At 48.6% G+C, this 18,520-nt stretch carries 13 protein-coding genes; 7 read left to right on the plus strand and 6 right to left on the minus strand.

The genetic code is table 11. From position 1 onward, the window contains the following. Positions 1 to 2: 2 nt before the first annotated feature. Positions 3 to 704, minus strand: a complete 702-nt coding sequence (locus AWU56_RS10580) for an ABC transporter ATP-binding protein (protein WP_006956284.1) — start codon at positions 702 to 704, stop codon at positions 3 to 5. A gap of 10 nt (positions 705 to 714) precedes the next feature. Next, positions 715 to 1,986: an efflux RND transporter periplasmic adaptor subunit gene (locus AWU56_RS10585; protein ID WP_286682501.1), complete on the minus strand. Its 1,272-nt coding sequence runs from the start codon at positions 1,984 to 1,986 to the stop codon at positions 715 to 717. 111 nt (positions 1,987 to 2,097) lie between these two features. Here AWU56_RS10585 and aceK point away from each other — a divergent pair, with 111 nt between their 5' ends. Further along, a complete protein-coding gene (aceK, locus tag AWU56_RS10590) occupies positions 2,098 to 3,798 on the plus strand; it encodes a bifunctional isocitrate dehydrogenase kinase/phosphatase (protein ID WP_286682502.1) in 1,701 nt (566 codons plus the stop codon). Here the strand turns inward: aceK and aceA are convergent. The 4 genes from aceA to argE form a co-directional block, all read right to left on the minus strand. Next, positions 3,782 to 5,116 carry an isocitrate lyase gene (gene aceA / locus AWU56_RS10595; protein WP_286682503.1) on the minus strand — a complete coding sequence of 445 codons (1,335 nt, stop codon included), beginning with the start codon at positions 5,114 to 5,116 and terminating at the stop codon, positions 3,782 to 3,784. The genes aceK and aceA overlap by 17 nt on opposite strands. Positions 5,117 to 5,140: 24 nt before the next feature. Next, positions 5,141 to 6,724 (minus strand): malate synthase A, encoded by a 1,584-nt coding sequence (gene aceB / locus AWU56_RS10600; protein WP_286682504.1) that lies wholly within the window; start codon positions 6,722 to 6,724, stop codon positions 5,141 to 5,143. 168 nt (positions 6,725 to 6,892) lie between these two features. After that, entirely contained in the window at positions 6,893 to 8,518 is a 1,626-nt protein-coding gene (locus tag AWU56_RS10605) for a methyl-accepting chemotaxis protein (RefSeq protein ID WP_286682505.1), read from the minus strand. A gap of 49 nt (positions 8,519 to 8,567) precedes the next feature. Continuing rightward, positions 8,568 to 9,728, minus strand: coding sequence for an acetylornithine deacetylase (gene argE / locus AWU56_RS10610; RefSeq protein WP_006956278.1), 1,161 nt, complete (start codon positions 9,726 to 9,728; stop codon positions 8,568 to 8,570). Positions 9,729 to 9,820: 92 nt separating this feature from the next. Between argE and argC the strand changes: the two genes are divergently transcribed. The 6 genes from argC (at position 9,821) to AWU56_RS10640 (ending at position 18,518) form a co-directional block, all read left to right on the plus strand. Next, on the plus strand, positions 9,821 to 10,858 hold the full coding sequence (gene argC, locus AWU56_RS10615) for an N-acetyl-gamma-glutamyl-phosphate reductase (protein WP_286682506.1): 1,038 nt from the start codon (positions 9,821 to 9,823) through the stop codon (positions 10,856 to 10,858). Beyond that, positions 10,855 to 11,598, plus strand: a complete 744-nt coding sequence (argB, locus tag AWU56_RS10620) for an acetylglutamate kinase (RefSeq protein ID WP_006956276.1) — start codon at positions 10,855 to 10,857, stop codon at positions 11,596 to 11,598. Before argC ends, argB begins: the two co-directional genes overlap by 4 nt. Positions 11,599 to 11,620: 22 nt before the next feature. After that, on the plus strand, positions 11,621 to 12,553 hold the full coding sequence (locus AWU56_RS10625) for an ornithine carbamoyltransferase (protein WP_006956275.1): 933 nt from the start codon (positions 11,621 to 11,623) through the stop codon (positions 12,551 to 12,553). A 10-nt stretch (positions 12,554 to 12,563) separates the two neighbouring features. After that, positions 12,564 to 13,766: an argininosuccinate synthase gene (locus AWU56_RS10630; protein ID WP_006956274.1), complete on the plus strand. Its 1,203-nt coding sequence runs from the start codon at positions 12,564 to 12,566 to the stop codon at positions 13,764 to 13,766. Positions 13,767 to 13,775: 9 nt separating this feature from the next. Further along, positions 13,776 to 15,605, plus strand: coding sequence for an argininosuccinate lyase (gene argH / locus AWU56_RS10635; RefSeq protein ID WP_286682507.1), 1,830 nt, complete (start codon positions 13,776 to 13,778; stop codon positions 15,603 to 15,605). Between the two features lie 156 nt (positions 15,606 to 15,761). Continuing rightward, positions 15,762 to 18,518 (plus strand): beta-helix domain-containing protein, encoded by a 2,757-nt coding sequence (locus tag AWU56_RS10640; protein ID WP_006956272.1) that lies wholly within the window; start codon positions 15,762 to 15,764, stop codon positions 18,516 to 18,518. The last annotated feature ends 2 nt before the right edge of the window (positions 18,519 to 18,520 follow it).

Here is an 18,520-nt window from a genome sequence, read left to right on the forward strand (position 1 = left end):
TCCTATGCGTTCACTGTGGCGAGTTCAGGCGCACCGCGCTTTTGCTCGGTGACTTGCCCATCTAACACTTGAATATGGCGATGGGCTCGTTCAGCCTGTGACAAGTCATGGGTCACCATGACAATCGTCGTCCCGGACTGATTAATTTCCTCGAGCAAACTCATCACACTGTCGGCCATTTTGCTGTCGAGGTTACCGGTGGGTTCATCGGCGAGTAGAAACAACGGGTTACCCGCTAACGCGCGAGCGATCGCAACGCGCTGTTGTTGTCCGCCAGAGAGTTGTGACGGCAGGTGACGCATACGGTTGGCGAGACCCACGACATCCAAGCTATGTTCGATACGCTCTTTTCGCTCAGCTTTACTCAGTTTGCGATAGCGCAGTGGCACGTCGACGTTATCAAATAAATTGAGATCTGGGATGAGATTGAAGCTTTGAAAGATAAAGCCAATTTTTTCATTCCGCAGTTGCGAGAGTTGCTTGTCGTTAAGGTTCTTCACTGAGCGCCCGTCAAGCGTGTACTCGCCGTCATCAAACGACTCGAGCAAACCCGCAATATTTAAAAAGGTGGTTTTGCCAGAGCCCGACGGACCGGTGACCGCAACGAAATCGCCCTCATTAACGGTAAGGCTAAACTGTTTAAGTGCGTGGGTTTCGACAGTCTCTGTACGAAATACTTTAGTGATGTTGTTCATTACAAGCATGGTGTATTCCTTATTGATTGATAACGACGCTTTCGGCACCGTTGAATGATTGAGTATCAGAAATGATGACGCGATCGCCGACCTTTAGACCCGAAATGATTTCCACTTTTGATAGGCTATTAGCGCCTGTTTGAATGGGGGTTTTTAGTGCGATACCGTCGTTGACCACGTAGGCAACACGACCACCTTGATTCTGCAGGAAAGGACCTCGTTGCAGAGTCATCACATCGTCTTTTTGGTCAAGAATAATGCGGCTCGTCAAACGCTGGTTTTGGCGCAGACCCGCGGGTGTATCTTCGCTAAAACGCAATGTGCCGATAACTTCGTTATTGCGAATTTCCGGCGAAACCGCGACGAGAGTGGCTTTATGGAGCTGGCCGTTGTAGTTGATTTCAGCCGCCATACCAATGGCGAGGTCATCGGCGTAGCTTTCTGGAATACCGAGCTCTACCTCAAACTCGGATAAGTCGACAACACCTAACACGGCTTGGTTTTTGGCGACTTGATTTTTTTGATCGACTTCTAAGTTACCCACAATACCGTTAACTGGCGAAGCGATAGTCAAACCATCGACCTGGCGTTGCAATTCGTTCACGAGTAGTTGTTGACGGTCCACTTTAAGTTGCAGTGACTGAATATCGAAAGCCAAGCTCTCACTGTTGAGTTTGGCATCCTGCACTGCGTGCTTGTATACGACTTGGGCGTTATCCAATTCGTCTTGCGCTTTTTCATAATCGATTTCGCTGATGGCTTGCTTTTCCCAAGCTCTGTCAGCACGGCGCTTTTCGCGATCCGCGGCCGTCAGGGTGACGTGTGCTAAATCAACCAATTTTTGATTTTCTAAAGCCGCTTTTTTGGAGTTGATGCGCTGGCGATCCAGTTCCATTTTTAAGCTAGCTAAACTCGCTTGTTCTTGCTCGAGTTTACTTTTTAGCTCGGGACTTTCGATGGTTGCCAGCGCTTGACCTTGCTCCACCGCGTCGCCTGCTCCAACGTGATAAGTAATCACCCCTTCGGCTGGCGCATATAAAGTGGGGCTTACAGCTGCCACCACTTTGCCCTGAATTGATACATCTCGCGTAAAGTTGCCTTGCTCTACGGTTGCATAGCGCAGCTCACTTGACTCTACAGCAGCCTCGGCTGAAGACCAGGTGGTGAGCATCGGAATACTCACAGCGATAAGGGCCGCAGCGGCAATACCGCCCATTCCCCATTTGAGCCAAGGTGTTTTTTTAGGTGCGCGAACAACGTCTTGTCCGCTGGTGTCTGATATCTTAGTCATAAGGTTCCCTCTGATTTAACTTGATTAATAAGTCGCTATAAGAGAGAAAAGGGTTGTATTTTGATGTGTGTAAGAATGTAAGCAGATATATCAACCGCGAGAAAAAGCTGAATGAGCACTGATTTAAACCGAGCCGATGAACTTGCGCGACTTATCTTAGCGGGCTTTCACAGCCACTTTAGTCGCTTTCAATTGCTTACGCAGGGCGCTGCTGAACGCTTTTTAGCGCAACGTTGGCAAGACGTTATTGGCGCGGCGGCAGAGCGAATAAGTTACTATGACAAACAAGTGGCGTTAACCAGCGATGAGTTGCTGCAGTATCAAGCGCAATTTGATGAGAGGTTATGGTTGAGCGTTCGGCAACGCTACCAGTCGCTGTTGCAGTTTCATCCGCAAGCGGATTTAGCCGAAACTTTTTATAATTCGGTGTTCTGTCGTGCGTTTGAGCGTCAGTATTTTCACAATGCTTTTATTTTTGTCGAGTCGACGTTAGAGGAACGTACCCCGGTTCCTATTGAGCACGTTTATCAGTCTTATTTCCCTGTCTATCAAGGCTTCACCCAAACATTAGAACAGCTATTTTTAGATTTAGGCTTAGGGGACACCTTCGAGAACCTTAAACACGATGTTGAACAACTGCGCGCCACGTTTTTGCAACGTGCCATAGAAGACGAAGTTGAGCCACACGAAGTACGTATCGACGTACTGAAAACGCCCTTTTATCGAAATAAAGCGGCCTACGTAGTTGGCCGCATAGTCACTCAGCAACACAGCTATCCGTTTATTGTACCCATCTTGATTAACCCGGAAGGACGGTTGTATGTGGATGCCTTTATTACTCAGTCGGACAGAATGGCGGCGATATTTGGTTTTGCGCGTTCGTATTTTATGGTGCAAACCGAGGCTCCATCGGCGTTAGTGCGCTTTCTGAAACAACTCATGCCGCGCAAGACTTTTTCCGAGCTCTATTCTTCAATTGGCTTTCATAAGCAGGCTAAGACCGAGTTTTATCGCGACTTTTTAAAGCAACTTGCCAACTCAAATGAGCAACTTAGCGCAGCACCTGGGGTAAAAGGAATGGTGATGACGGTATTTACACTGCCATCGTTCCCTTACGTGTTTAAAGTTATTAAGGACGAGCTAGGCGATACCAAAGGCTTCGGCCGGAATACGGTGGTCGAACGCTATCGCATGGTTAAACAACACGATCGTGTGGGACGTATGGCAGATACCCTCGAGTTCTCTGACGTGGCGATCCCTAAGCACCGTATTGCCGATGACTTAATGGATGAGCTGTTAGCGACCGTTGGCAGCAGTATTCGTTTCGAAGGCGATTTGCTAGTCATCAGCCAATGTTTCGTTGAGCGTCGTATGATCCCGCTCAACATGTATTTAGAGTATGCCAGTGAGGCTGAACAGGCAGCGGCTATCGATGACTATGGTCGTGCGATTAAAGATATGATTGCGGCGAATATATTCCCCGGCGACATGCTGTTGAAGAACTTCGGTGTGACACGCCACAAGCGCGTGGTTTTTTATGACTATGACGAGGTTCGTTACCTCACTGACATGAATTTTAAGTCACTGGCTAAAGCCGATCATGAGGTGTCTTTTGCGCCGGACGATGTGTTTCCCGAACAGTTGGCCATATTCGCGGTGCCACAACCACGCTACCGCGAACTCCTGTTAAGTGCTCACCCCGAGTTGGTTGATCCGATGTATTGGCGGCAGCGCCAGCAAGATATCAAGGAGGGGGTAATTAAAGATATCTTCCCGTACGCTGCCGATTTACGCTTTACGCGGTCGTTTTAAACTGGTCTTCTTCAGTTGAACCGGTTAATGCGGTGACAGATGAACTGCCGCCTTGAATCGCATTAGTCAGTAAATCAAAGTAGCCAGTACCGACTTCTTGCTGGTGAGCGACAAACGTATAACCTTTTTCTGCTGCATCAAATTCTTGTTGTTGCAGACGAACGTACGCTGACATATCGTTACGAGCGTAGTCGTGCGCAAGCTCAAACATGTGATACCACATGTTGTGAACACCCGCCAAGGTAATGAACTGGAACTTATAGCCCATGGCAGCCAGTTCGCGTTGGAACTTGGCGATAGTGGCATCGTCGAGATTGCGCTTCCAGTTAAACGAAGGTGAACAGTTGTAGGCTAAGAGTTTACCCGGATACTTAGCATGCACCGCCTCGGCAAATTGACGTGCCTCGTCGAGGTCAGGCTTGGCAGTTTCACACCAAATTAAATCCGCATAGGGCGCATAAGCAAGACCGCGCGAAATAGCTTGCTCAATACCTGGTTTAACACGGTAAAAGCCTTCAGCCGTGCGTTCACCGGTAACGAATGGTTTATCGTTATCGTCGAAGTCCGAGGTTAGCAGGTCGGCGGCATTGGCGTCGGTGCGTGCTACGATCAAGGTGGGTACGCCCTCAACATCGGCCGCAAAACGCGCTGCTATGAGTTTTTGTACCGCCTCTTGGGTAGGCACTAAAACCTTACCGCCCATATGGCCGCACTTTTTAACTGACGCTAACTGATCTTCAAAGTGCACGCCCGCAGCACCACATTGAATCATACGCTTCATTAATTCATAGGCGTTTAATACACCGCCAAAGCCTGCCTCGGCATCCGCGACGATAGGTGCAAAATAGTCAATGTATTGCTCATCATCTGGGCTGATACCTTTTGACCATTGAATTTGGTCAGCACGAGCAAACGAGTTGTTGATGCGCTCAACGACGGTTGGTACAGAATCGACGGGATAAAGCGACTGATCTGGATACATATTGCGTGACGAGTTATTGTCAGCCGCGACTTGCCAGCCCGAGAGGTAAATCGCCTGTAACCCCGCTTTGACTTGTTGAACCGCTTGTCCACCAGTCAAAGCGCCAAGTGCATTGACGTAATCTTTGCCAAATTTTTGCTGAGCTTCACCGTTAATCAAGCGCCATAGTTTGTCGGCACCGTGCTGCGCGTATGTATGTTGCACTTGCAATGAGCCTCTAAGTTTTACTACTTCTTCGGCGCTATAGGGGCGTTTAACCTGTGCCCAACGGGCATCGTTTTTCCAGCTTTGTTCAAGCGCTTTAGCTTGTTCTGCTTGTTGTGTTGATAAAGTCATGATGTTGTCCTGTTGTCTGGTTAATTAATCAAGTTGTTGGTAGCCGGGTAGTGTGAGGAACTCCACTAACTCATCGGCAGTTGTGATGTCTTCGAGTAACGCGACGGCTTTATCAAAAGGCTGCTGTTGCCACATTGATTCACCCACTTCTTGTTTCACTTTCGCTGCTTCTTCGGCGAGGAATTGTTTGAATAGAGCCTTAGTGACAGAAGTCCCGTTACTGAGGGATTTTTCGTGCTTTATCCACTGCCAAATTGATGCCCGCGAAATTTCTGCGGTAGCAGCGTCTTCCATCAATCCGTATATAGGCACGCAACCGCGACCATCGAGCCACGCGCTGATGTATTGCAATGCAACTCGGATATTGGTGCGCATGCCTGCCTCAGTACGCTCACCGTCACATGGGGTGAGTAATTGTGATGCAGTGATGGCATGATCTTGCTCACGCAAGACATTCAGTTGATTATCGCCGCTGAGCTGGTCAACAAATATCGTGCTAACGGTGTCGGCAAGCCCAGGATGAGCAATCCAAGTACCATCGTGGCCATTATCAAACTCGAGCTGCTTGTCCTTGGCGACTTTAGCGAGAATTTGTTCATTTTCGCTGGCATCTTTACTCGGAATAAACGCCGCCATACCGCCCATCGCGAGCGCACCCCGTTTGTGGCAGGTATGTACCAGTAGACGCGAATAAGCGTTAAGGAACGGTTGCGACATCGTGACTTGCTGGCGATCGGGGAGCACACGATCAGAGTGGTTTTTCAGGGTTTTTATATAACTAAAAATATAATCCCAACGACCGCAGTTGAGTGCGGCGATATGGTCACGAAGTGCATGCAAAATTTCATGCATCTGAAAAACGGCCGGTAGTGTTTCGATAAGTACAGTGGCGCGAATGGTACCCGGCTTGAGCTGAAAACGTTGTTCCGAGTAGTGAAACACGTCGCTCCACCACTGTGCTTCGCTGCTGTGTTCTAATTTGGGTAAATAGAAATAGACACCCGTACCTTCATCTAATCGGACGCGATAGTTGTGGTAAAAATACAATGCAAAATCGAGCAGAGCGCCCGGCACGGGCGTATCTTCAAAGCACAAATGCTTTTCTGGCAGATGTAATCCACGTACTCGCGCAATTAACAGCGCCGGGTTGGGATTCACGTTGTATGCTTTGCCGCTCTTTGGATCCTGATAACTCAGCGTGTTGCGGTTGGCGTCAATTAAATTAACTTGGCCGTCGAGCAATCCATCCCAAGTCGGTGATTGGGAGTCCTCGAAATCGGCCATATAGCAGTCAACATTGGCGTTGAGTGCATTAATAACCATTTTACGATCAACAGGACCGGTTATTTCTATGCGGCGACGAGTCAAATCTTTGGGTAATGGCCGAATATGCCAATCGTCTTCGCGAATGGTTTTAGTGTTTGGATCAAAGTCGGGTAATTCGCCCGCATCGATACGCTGTTGTCTTTTTGACCGAGCCTCTAATAATTCTGCATGACGTGGCATGAAGCGTTCGCACAAGTCGGCAAAATAGGACATAAATTGTGGCGTAAATAAGCGCGCTTGATGGGGCACTGATTTCGCATTAAAGGAAAGTCGAGATGTCATAACCTGAACCTGATGTTAGTGATTTGTTAACACAGATTCAGCTTAGAGTGGGGTGTGATATTCGTCTAATTTATACGGATGATGGCGGCTATTTTCTATACTTATTTTACTTATTGTCTCAAGGCGATTAAAAATTGTGCGGGGACATGCATCCCCGCACATTGAGTCTTATACTTTGAAACGCTCGACTAAGTTGTTTAGATCCACTGCTAAGCGTGATAACTCTTGGCTTGAAGCACTGGTTTGCTCAGCGCCTGAGGCTGTTGAGTTGGACAGGTCGCGGATACTAACTAGGTTTCTATCGACATCGCGTGCTACGTTGGCTTGTTCCTCCGCAGCGCTAGCGATTGACGTGTTATGCGTATTAATTTCGCTAACCGCTGTTGCAATCTGTTTTAATGCATCACCGGCTTCACGCGCAATATCCAAAGTTCGAGAGGCGCGCTCTAAACTCTGTTTCATGGTATTCACAGAACGGTCGCTAGAATCATTAATTGCGGCGACCATGTCTTCGATCTCAACCGTTGATTGCTGAGTTTTGTGAGCTAGTGAGCGTACTTCATCTGCAACCACTGCAAAGCCACGACCGGACTCGCCCGCACGCGCGGCTTCTATCGCTGCGTTGAGTGCCAGCAAGTTGGTTTGCTCAGCAATACCGCGGATAACTTCCAGCACCTTAGTAATGCCTTTAACCTTTTCGGCAAGCTCAGTGACATTATTCGATGAGTCGCCAATTTCTTGGGATAACTCTTCAATCGCTGTAACGGTCTTGATAACACGGTCGTTACCAAACTGAGCACGTTCGTCGGCAGCATCGGATGCTTCCGAGGCACTCTGTGCATCGTGCGCTACATTCTCAACGGCAGTGGTTAACTCGTTAACCGCAGTGGCTGCTTGTTCGAGCTCTTCTGTTTGTTGCTGAATGGTTCGGCTACTGTCATCGGTCACCGAGCTGAGCTCTTCCGAGGTTGAGGCCAACTGCTGAGATGACTGCGCAATTTGGCCCATTGAGTCACGTAGCTCACGCTGCGTCTCGATAAGTTGGCGAAGTAGTTGTGCCGGCTCATCAGAGCCCTGAACAGAGATATGCTGTGTTAGATCGCGTTGGGCGATAGTCTCGGCAAATTTAACCGCGCCGCGCAGCGGGGTGACAATACTGCGTGTGAGTAAGAAAGCGAATACAGTCACTAAAATAAGAGCAATGATAATAGCGGTGATGACGCCGACCTGGGCCATTGACGCAATACTCTTTGCGCGATCTGAAACGCTTCTTACCTGCGCCATTTCTTCTGCTAAAAGCTTGTCGAGTACTGTCGATATCTTGTTGGTTAGAGGTAGTATCGTTGTTTCTCGTAGTGAGGCGATGGGCTCCGCTAGTTTAGCATTAACCAACTTAAGAAATTGTTCGTCATCCGCCCAATACTCATCAAGTAAAGCGCTGAGACGTTTAAATTTGTCGCGCTCACTGCTATCGTTGATGAGCTTTTGATATTCACCTAAATTGCGCTTTAAGCTATCTTTTGCGTCGCTATATTTTGCGAGATAGGCTTGCAACCGGTCTGCGTCGTTCAAATAGGTTGCAACATTAGCTGCGTGAACACGCACGCGAAGGAACTCGCGATCGAGATCGTTTACATTATCAATAGCTGGCATTTGCTCATCTGTAATAAAATCAAGCTGTGTCACAACGCCATCAAGTCGCATCAATGCGAAAACGCCGAGCCCCAAAACGATTGCACCTAACAATCCGAAGGTAGCGGCTAATCTCGTTCCAATCGAGAAATTTCTAAACATACGTCCCTCTAATTTTTATCTATATAACCTAACTGTTTAAAACACCCTCTTATCGGCTTATGTCGTCAAAACATAAACCCTTTATCAGTCGACGAAACTGGGCTGCTGTGGTTTTTATGTCATCGAGCTCTAAATACTCATTGGGCTGATGTGCCTGTTTAATAGAGCCTGGACCCATGACCAGTGTTTGGCATCCGAGCTGCTGTAAGAACGGCGCTTCGGTACAGTAATTCACTGCCTGCGCTGATGAACCCGCGATACGTTCAGCCAATGCCACCAAGGCCCCATCCGGAGCCTGCTCAAAACCTGCGATAGGTTCATGCATTGCAATGAGTTCGACTGCGTTGGGGTATTTTAACATAACGGGTTTCAACAATTGATTCAGGTCACCGTACAAATCGGTGATACTCATCCCGGGTAACGGTCTAATATCCAACTGAAGCTCGCAACAGCCACAAATTCGGTTGGCGTTGTCGCCACCGTGTATCGAGCCAAAATTCATTGTTGGATAATGAATGTCAAACAGCTTGTTTGAATATTTATGCGAAATAATTTGTTTAAACGACAGTAGCTTTTCAATAACTTCATGCATCACTTCAATCGCATTCAAACCCAGGCTTGGATCAGAGCTGTGACCGGTTCGCCCGATGACCTTAATGGATTCGGTTATATGGCCTTTGTGGGCGCGTATTGGCTGCATTTCAGTCGGCTCACCAATAATACAAAAATCAGGTTTGAGATTGGTAAATTGGTCAACTTGGCGAGCACCTGCCATGGTGGTTTCTTCGTCCGCAGTCGCGAGTATCATGATCGGCTTAGTTTGATATTGCGCGGGTAGCTGCTTTAATTCTTCAATGATGAAAGCAAAGAAGCCTTTCATATCAATCGAGCCCAAGCCATACCAACGATTATCTTTCTCTGTCAGTTTAAACGGATCGAATTGCCACCGTTGCTGGTCATAGGGAACCGTGTCCGTATGTCCAGATAACAATAGGCCGCCACTGCCGTGGCCGCGTTTAGCCAGTAAATTAAATTTACTAGGATTACTTGTCAGAGGTTGAATTTCGACATCGAAATCCAATTGTTCCAACCAATCCGCCAGTAACTCGATAACTGCTTTATTGGAATGATCCCAGCTTGGGTCGAGGGAGCTGATCGATGGGCGAGCTATCAGCGCTTGATACATTTTAAAAAAGGATGGAATCGACATAGATAATTATCCATAAAAGTTGCATAAATATATTTATTCAGTTAGTCTGCATACAAATTCAGCCAGATGCAAATAAGTAAGCAGACTTTGAGATGGAAAGAAAGCAGTCAGCAAAAAAATATTCATTCCAGAATGTGGTGGTCATCGGTGCCAGTGGTTACGCGGGCGCCGAGTTGGTGTCGTTGCTAAATGATCACCCACTTGTCGGCGAGCTGACGCTATATGTATCTGAGCAGAGTCATGATCGTGATAAGTTTATTGCTCAGCTTTACCCACGTTTTAAGGGGCGTGTTGATCTACCTTTGCTCGGTTTGCCCGTAGGCACGGTTACGGATGCTTTGGCTAATGCCGATGCCGTGTTCTTATGTACCTCGCACGAAGTGAGCTGCCAATGGTATACCCAGCTGAGTCAGTTAACGGCAACCGTGTTTGACTTGTCAGGCGGCTTCCGGTTGCCCACTGCAGACTTATATCCGCACTTTTATGGCTTTGAACACCCAGCAACTGAGGCATTGGCCAAAGCAGTTTATGGATTAGCGGAATGGCTAGATGAAGGGTTTGATAATGCCCGCTGGATAGCTGTGCCGGGTTGCTATCCCACCGCTAGTCTGCTGGCGCTCAAACCGCTTGCAGTGTTTAACCACCAAATAAATCATACCGTCATTAACGCGGTGTCAGGCGTGACCGGCGCGGGTCGTTCCGTAAGCCTCAAAACCCAAGCCGCGGAGCTATCGCTACAAGGCTACAAGGCCGGTGTTCACCGTCATCAGCCAGAAATTGATTACTACAGTGGACTGAATACGCTGTTTTTGCCTCACTTAGGTGACTTTAAACGGGGCATACTTGCGACCATTACTATTCAATTCAGTGAAGCACCTTCTCAGGCGCAATTAAAAACAGTGTTCGGCGTGTATCAAGCCAGCGCCCTCGTTCACATAGCCGAGGGTGAATACCCGGCACTGAACGATGTGGTTAATAGCGGCCGGTGTCATATCGGCTGGCATTTGAATGGCAACGCGTTGGTGATCTTCAGTGCCATTGATAACTTACTCAAAGGCGCTGCTAGTCAGGCTCTGCAATGCTTCAACTTAAAGTTGGGTTTACCGAGTGAGGAGGGCGTACCGCTATGAATGTCATCAAACTCGGTGGGCGTGTACTTGATGATCCGCAAGGTTTAACGACGCTGTTTCAACATATTGCTCAGCAACAAAACTTAGAGCCCACGCTTATCGTTCATGGCGGTGGCCAGCAGGTTGACGACTTGTTTGCCAAGTTGAATCTGTCAGTTGTTAAGTATCACGGTTTACGTGTGAGTATGGCAGAGCAAATGCCGCTGATTGTGGGGGCACTCGCCGGCACCGTTAATAAGCAGCTACTGGGCATGGCAATTAAACAAACACTCAAGCCGGTCGGGCTAACGTTATTTGAAACGGGTTTGCGCGTCCAACAAGGGCAGCCCGAATTGGGTATGACGGGTCATTGTATTGAGCCCTTTGAAGTGAGTGAGTTATTACTGACGTTATTAGAGCAGAAGCACCTACCTATCGTGAGCTGTGTCGGATTTGATAGCCGAGGCCAGTGGCTTAATGTAAACGCTGATGAGGCGGCAGCGGGACTCGCTAAAGCGCTTTCCGCGACCCTTACCTTTGTCAGCGATGTACCTGCGGTGCTTGACGACCAACAACAACCTATCGCGCAACTCGATAGTGACAGTATCGAACAGCTTATCCAGTCGGGCACTCTCATGGGTGGCATGCGACTCAAAGTTGAGCAGGCGCTAAACGTTGCTCAATTCCTACAAAAACAAGTGCGAATCTGCGGGTGTTCGTGCGACACCCGTCATCACTCCGGCACATTGATTAATCCTTAGTTTTTTAATATTTGAGATTCGTATGAACACACATTTTTTAACGGGTAATGAGCTTACCCAAAGCCAACTAATACAGTTGATAGATACGGCTATTGAGCAAAAGTCACAGCCGCAAAAATTTACTCAGAGTCTAGCTGGAAAAAGCATCGTGACGTTGTTTGAGAAGCCTAGTTTGCGCACACGACTATCGCTTGATGTGGGTATCCAACGCTTAGGTGGCCATTGCGTTTACCTCGACGAGCAAAACGGCCAACTCGGGCAACGCGAAACCATCGCGGATTACGCAAAAAACCTGTCATGTTGGTGCGATGCTATTGTGGCACGCGTGAATCATCATGCAACCTTACAAGAGTTGGCTAAGCATGCCTCTGTGCCGGTGATTAATAGCCTTTGCGATCAGTTTCATCCCTGCCAAGCCTTAGCTGACAGTCTTACATTGGTCGAGCATTATGGTGATGTGAGTGGTAAAGCGTTGAGCTACTGGGGAGACGGTAACAACGTGGCGCGTTCGCTGGCACTTTATGGTTGTCTACTCGGCATGCATGTCACTTTAGTAACCCCTGCCGGTCATGGTCTCAGCGCGACGGATATTGATCAACTTAATCAAGCCGGGATCGGTTCCGTTAAGCAGGTTCATGATCCTGAGGCCTGTGTGCAGAGCGATGTTGTTTATACCGATACGTGGGTTTCGATGGGACAACAGCAAAGTCTTGATGAGGTTAAAGCCACCTTTATGCCTTATCAGGTGAACGCCGCCCTCATTAAACGGCTCGGAGCGAATGCCGTGATGCATTGCCAACCCGCCCATCGTGATTACGAAATCACTTCTGAAGTGATGGATAGCGACGATTCACTGTGTCTTAAGCAGGCAGAAAATCGGCTATTTGCACAAAATGCGCTGCTTCATCTTTTACTTAACCCTAAAAACACACTGACCCTGCAACACGCGAGCTAAGGAGCAAACAATGAACAAAGTAGTATTGGCTTATTCTGGTGGTTTAGATACATCTGTCATTGTGCCTTGGTTGCGTGAAAACTACGGCTGTGAGGTGGTGGCGTTTGTCGCAGACGTAGGGCAGGGGGCAGAAGAACTCGAAGGCGTGGAAGCAAAAGCAAAAGCCTCCGGCGCTAGCGAGTGTCATATTGTTGATCTTAAAGATGAGTTTGCAGCCGATTACATTTATCCAAGCCTGAAAACCGGTGCCGTCTACGAGCAGAGCTATTTACTTGGCACGGCGATGGCTCGTCCGGTAATCGCCAAAGCGCAAGTAGAATTGGCACGTAAAGTCAATGCGGATGCCTTAGCGCATGGTTGTACTGGCAAAGGTAATGACCAGATCCGCTTTGAGTCTTGCTACGCCGCGCTGGCGCCTGAACTGACGGTGATTGCGCCTTGGCGAGAGTGGGACTTAAGTAGTCGGGAGAGCTTACTTGCTTATCTTGCAGAGCGTAATATTCCCTGCTCTGCGTCACTCAAGAAAATCTATAGTCGCGATGCCAACGCGTGGCATATCTCACATGAGGGAGGTGAGCTTGAAGATCCTTGGTGTGAACCGAGTGATGAAGTCTGGACATTGACTTGCTCACCTGAACAAGCACCCGATGAACCTGAGTATATCAGTCTAGCGATTGAGCAAGGCGCTGTGGTGAGTGTTAATGGTGAAGCGTTGTCGCCTCTGAAATGCCTCGAACAACTGAACAAACTAGGTGCGAAACATGGTATTGGTCGCGTTGATATTGTCGAGAATCGTCTAGTGGGTATGAAAAGCCGTGGCTGTTATGAAACGCCGGGGGGGACCATCATGATGTACGCTTTACGTGGCATTGATGAGTTGGTGCTTGATAAAATGACGCGCTCATGGAAAACACAGTTAAGCGAGCAATTTGCGCAGTTGCTTTACGATGGGCGTTGGTTTACCCCTAACCAAGCATCGGTGTTAGCCGCCGCCGAAAGTCTGAACCAAGTGGCAACCGGTGAAGTCGTGATTAAGCTCTATAAAGGTAATGTTACTGTCACGCAAAAGTGTTCTCCTTATTCTCTTTACAGCGAGGCGTTTGCCACCTTCGGTGCCGATAATGTTTATGACCAAAAGCATGCCGCAGGCTTTATTCGCCTCTATTCACTGTCGAGCCGTATCCGCGCGTTAAAACAAACGGCAAAAGTGTAGGAGGCGAATATGACCAAGGGACTTTGGGGAGGCCGGTTTAGTGCGCCTCCCAGCCAAGCCTTTCAGCAGTTTAATGACTCGCTGCCATTTGACTGTGTACTACTTGAGTTTGATATTCGGGGCAGTATTGCTTGGGCGCAATCGCTGCAACAGGTGGGCGTTTTAACGACCGATGAGTACAGCCATATACAGCATGCATTGCATGACATTTTACAACACTGGAGTGGGTGCTTAGGTGATGTCGCGGTGGCGGGTGATGAGGACATTCACGCCTTTATTGAACGTCAGCTGATCGAACGCATTGGCGATCTGGGTAAAAAACTGCATACAGGTCGTAGCCGTAATGACCAAGTCGCCACCGATATTCGACTGTGGTGCCGAGCGCAGGTAGAGACCCAGTGGCAGCGACTCGAACAATTGATTGCAGCGCTGGCCAATTTGGCCGAGCGCGAGGCAACAACGGTGATTCCTGGATATACGCATTTGCAACGCGCACAACCGGTACTATTTTCGCATTGGTGCTTAGCCTATGTTGAGATGTTTAAGCGTGATCAGGCACGGTTAAAAGATGCGTTAGCGCGTATCAACGTGTGTCCACTCGGATCGGGCGCTCTAGCGGGTACGGCTTATCCGATCGATCGAACGGACTTAGCGCTTCGTTTGGGGTTTAGCGCGCCGGCGGCGAACAGTTTAGATGCCGTATCCGATCGCGATTTTATTGTCGAACTGCTATCGGTGGCTTCACTGTCGATGATTCACCTTTCACGCATGGCTGAAGATTTAATTTTTTATGCCAGTGGTGAAGCGGGGTTTGTTGAATTAGCCGATGATGTGAGTAGCGGCTCTTCACTGATGCCGCAGAAAAAGAACCCCGATGCGCTTGAGCTTATTCGCGGTAAGTCGGGACGTGTGGTAGGCGCGCAAGTGGGCCTGCTGATGACATTGAAAGCACTACCGTTGGCATACAACAAAGATATGCAAGAAGACAAAGAGGGCATATTTGCCAGCTACACTCAATGGGGCGCCTCTATCGATATTGCGCAGCAATGCGTAAACGGTCTCACTGTAAATCAGTCGCGGGCGCTGCAAGCAGCGAAGGGCGGCTATTCAAATGCGACTGAGCTTGCTGATTATTTGGTTAGCAAAGGCGTTCCATTTCGTACCGCGCATGAAGTGGTAGGGGAATGCGTGCAGTTAGCGCTTAAGCACCAGCAACCGCTCGAAGATTTGCCTCTCAGTACTTTGCAAGCAGTGCATTCGGTGATTATGCCTGACGTTTATGAATGGTTGAGCATTGAAGCGCTATTGGCAAAACGAAATGCACTCGGGGGCACCAGCATTGAACAGACACAAGCTGCGCTTAAGAAGCTTCAGCAAGGTCTGCGTATTAAGGTTCGTGATGCTACGCTGGATGATATTGATGCGATTGTCGGCTTGGTCGGTCATTGGGCGGGTGCCGGCGAAAACCTGCCACGAGCCAAAGATGATATTGTGCACTCAATCAATGAATTTGCCGTGTCTGAAGTCGATGGCAAAGTCACTGGGTGTGCTTCGCTCTATATCTATACCACGGGCTTAGCTGAGATACGTTCGTTGGGAGTCAATCCACAAAGCCAGGTGCGAGGTCAAGGTCGTATGTTGGTTGAGCATTTGTGTCAGAAAGCGCGTCAGATCCGATTAAAGCGCGTGATTGTGTTGACCCGTGTGCCTGACTTTTTTAAGCAGCAAGGCTTTACGCTGTGCGATAAAGCACAGTTACCAGAAAAGGTAATGAAAGACTGTGAGTTGTGCCCTAAGAAACACTGTTGCGATGAAATTGCGATGGAATATGGGCTGTAAAAGCAGCCCATTAACTTAACTTCGTACATTGCAGTTGAGTTACTCTAATATGAAGATTTGATGACAGTTTGCAATTGTCACAAATTTGTCACGCTAGCTCCCTACCATTCTCCTCGACTTTTAACCTATGGATAACATCCAAGTCGGGAGAACCCAATGAATCTGAATTCTTTGTTCAAAGCATCTGCGATCGCAGCAGCGTTAGCGCTTGCTGGTTGCGGTGGCGACATCAATATCAATTCGGGTGCTGAAGTACAGCAGCCAGATAATGGTGGTGACAATGGTGGTAACAACGGCGGCGATACGGGCGCTGACTTGCCAGGTACAGCGAGTGGTTCACTATCGTTAGCAGCGTCAGAAGCGCTCGGCGAAGAAGTACAAGTTCAAGTCATCTCAGGACGCATTACCGCTGACACAACTTTAGTGAACAGCAAAAGTGATGGCACAACAGTTATGTATGCTATCGACGGACCTACCTTTGTCGGTGGTGACAACGCGAATTCAGCAACATTGACCATTGAACCGGGTACTGTGGTATTTGGTCGTCAGGGTAATGATTACTTGGTTGTGAGCCGCGGCTCAAAAATCATGGCAGACGGCACCTCTGATGCGCCCATTATCTTTACATCATCACAAGATGTGGTGGGCGAAGAAACAGGCGCTGGCCAATGGGGCGGCTTGGTTATCTTAGGTAATGCATCAAGCAACAAATGCCCAGCAGATGGCTCTGACTGCGCATTGCAAGTTGAAGGTGCTGAAGAGGGCGCAGTGTTTGGCGGCTCTCAAGACGATGATAACTCAGGCACGTTACGCTACGTGGTTGTTAAACACGCAGGTTTCGAAATCGCGCCTGACAATGAATTGAACGGTATCACATTTGGTGGCGTAGGTTCTGGCACGACGGTTGACTACTTACAAGTGCACGGTAACGCGGACGACGGTATCGAAATGTTCGGTGGTACGGTCAACTTTAAGCACGTTGTATTAACCAGCATGCAAGATGACAGCATCGATTGGGACAACGGCTATCGTGGTAAAATGCAATACGTTTACGTTGAGCAAGATCCAAACGGTGGCGACGCTAACCGTGGTATCGAAGCAGACAATGATGGCAGTAACCCAGCGGCAACGCCAATGTCTAACCCGACTATCGCGAACTTAACCATTATCGGTAATAACTTCAAAGGTGAAGACTCTTCGGAAGGTATTTATTTACGCGAGGGTACCGGTGCACAGTTTTACAATGTTGTGGTGACAGGTCCTTCGGAAATGGGTGAGTGCTTTGAAGTTGAAGGTAGCCCACAATCTCAGACCAATCTAGGTGACGGCACTATCACCATGGAAAACTCTTTCATGGCTTGCAGCAATGGTGAGAACTTTAAGTACGGTTCAGGCGATGTAAATCTCGAAGATTGGTTCCTAAATCAGCAATCGAACAACCAAGTCAGCACTTCAATCATGCTAGGTGCTAACGGTCAGCCCATGGCAAACTCTCCGTTATTAGGTGCAGGTCAAGACGTTGCGAACACCGTTGATGGTAGCTTCTTTGAGTCAGTTGATTTTGTTGGTGCGGTTCCGGGTGACAGCGATTGGCGTCAAGGCTGGGCATTTGGTTTTGGCGGCGGTGAAGTCACTGCGGGCGGTTCAGAAGCGCCTGTAGCAGGTTGTCCAGCAGGCACCGAAGCGATTACCCCAGTAGATGGATCTACCACAACTTGTCAGCTAGCGGGCTCTTACACGGACGATTTAACACTGAGCGCGGACAATATTTATGCATTGAGCGGACCGGTTTTCATCGGTGGTGACAATGCGAACTCAATGACGTTGACTATTGAGCCGGGTACAACCGTTTATGGACGTACTGGTGGCGATTACTTAGTGATCAGCCGTGGTTCAGACATTATGGCGGAAGGTACGGTTGAACAGCCTATCACGTTTACTTCCGCAGCTTACGTTGAGACTGGCGAAGGTCAGCCGGGTCAGTGGGGCGGCTTAGTTATCTTGGGTAACGCACCGAGTAACAAATGCCCATCTGATGGTTCTGACTGTGCATTGCAAGTTGAAGGCGCGGCAGAAGGTGCTGTATTCGGTGGTACTGATGCGACCGATAGTTCAGGTACCTTGCAGTATGTACGTGTCATGAACGGTGGTTTTGAAATCGCACCGGATAACGAACTTAACGGTATTACGTTCGGCGGTGTTGGCTCAGGAACCAAGGTGGAATACCTCCAAGTTCATAACAACTCAGATGATGGCATCGAAATGTTCGGCGGTGCGGTTAACTTCAAGTATGTTGTTTTAACCAACATGCAAGATGACAGTATCGATTGGGACAATGGGTACCAAGGCAAGATGCAATATGTATTGGTCCGCCAAAACCCTGACAACTCAGATGCAAACCGTGGTATCGAAGCTGACAACGATGGTAGCAATCCGGCTGTAACCCCAATGTCGAACCCAACCATTGCGAACTTAACCATCATTGGAAACACGTTCCAAGGCGAGGACTCTTCAGAGGGTATCTACTTGCGCGAAGGTACTAAAGCAACGTTCTATAACACGATCGTTTCAGGTCCTGCGGGCATGGGCGAATGTTTAGAAGTTGAGAGTAGCCCGGTCAGCCAGCAGCACTTACAAGATGGTGGCATTGCAATGACTCACTCAGTCATGGCGTGTGACAACGGTGAAAACTTTAAATTTGGCGCAACTGACGTCAATTTGGAAACTTGGTTCACAGGTCAAGCAGGTAATAGCATTGCCGCAGCAGGCGATACTTTGAACGGTGTCTTCAGCATTACAGACGCAACTGCAGCAGACCTCAGCGGCGATACATTCTTCGACAACGCGACATTCGTTGGAGCAGTTGAAGAAGGTAACGATTGGACTGCAGGTTGGACTGTAGGATTAGAGTAACC

The sequence above is a fragment of the Idiomarina sp. T82-3 genome, from assembly GCF_001577655.1.
Classification (GTDB): Bacteria; Pseudomonadota; Gammaproteobacteria; order Enterobacterales; family Alteromonadaceae; genus Idiomarina; species Idiomarina baltica.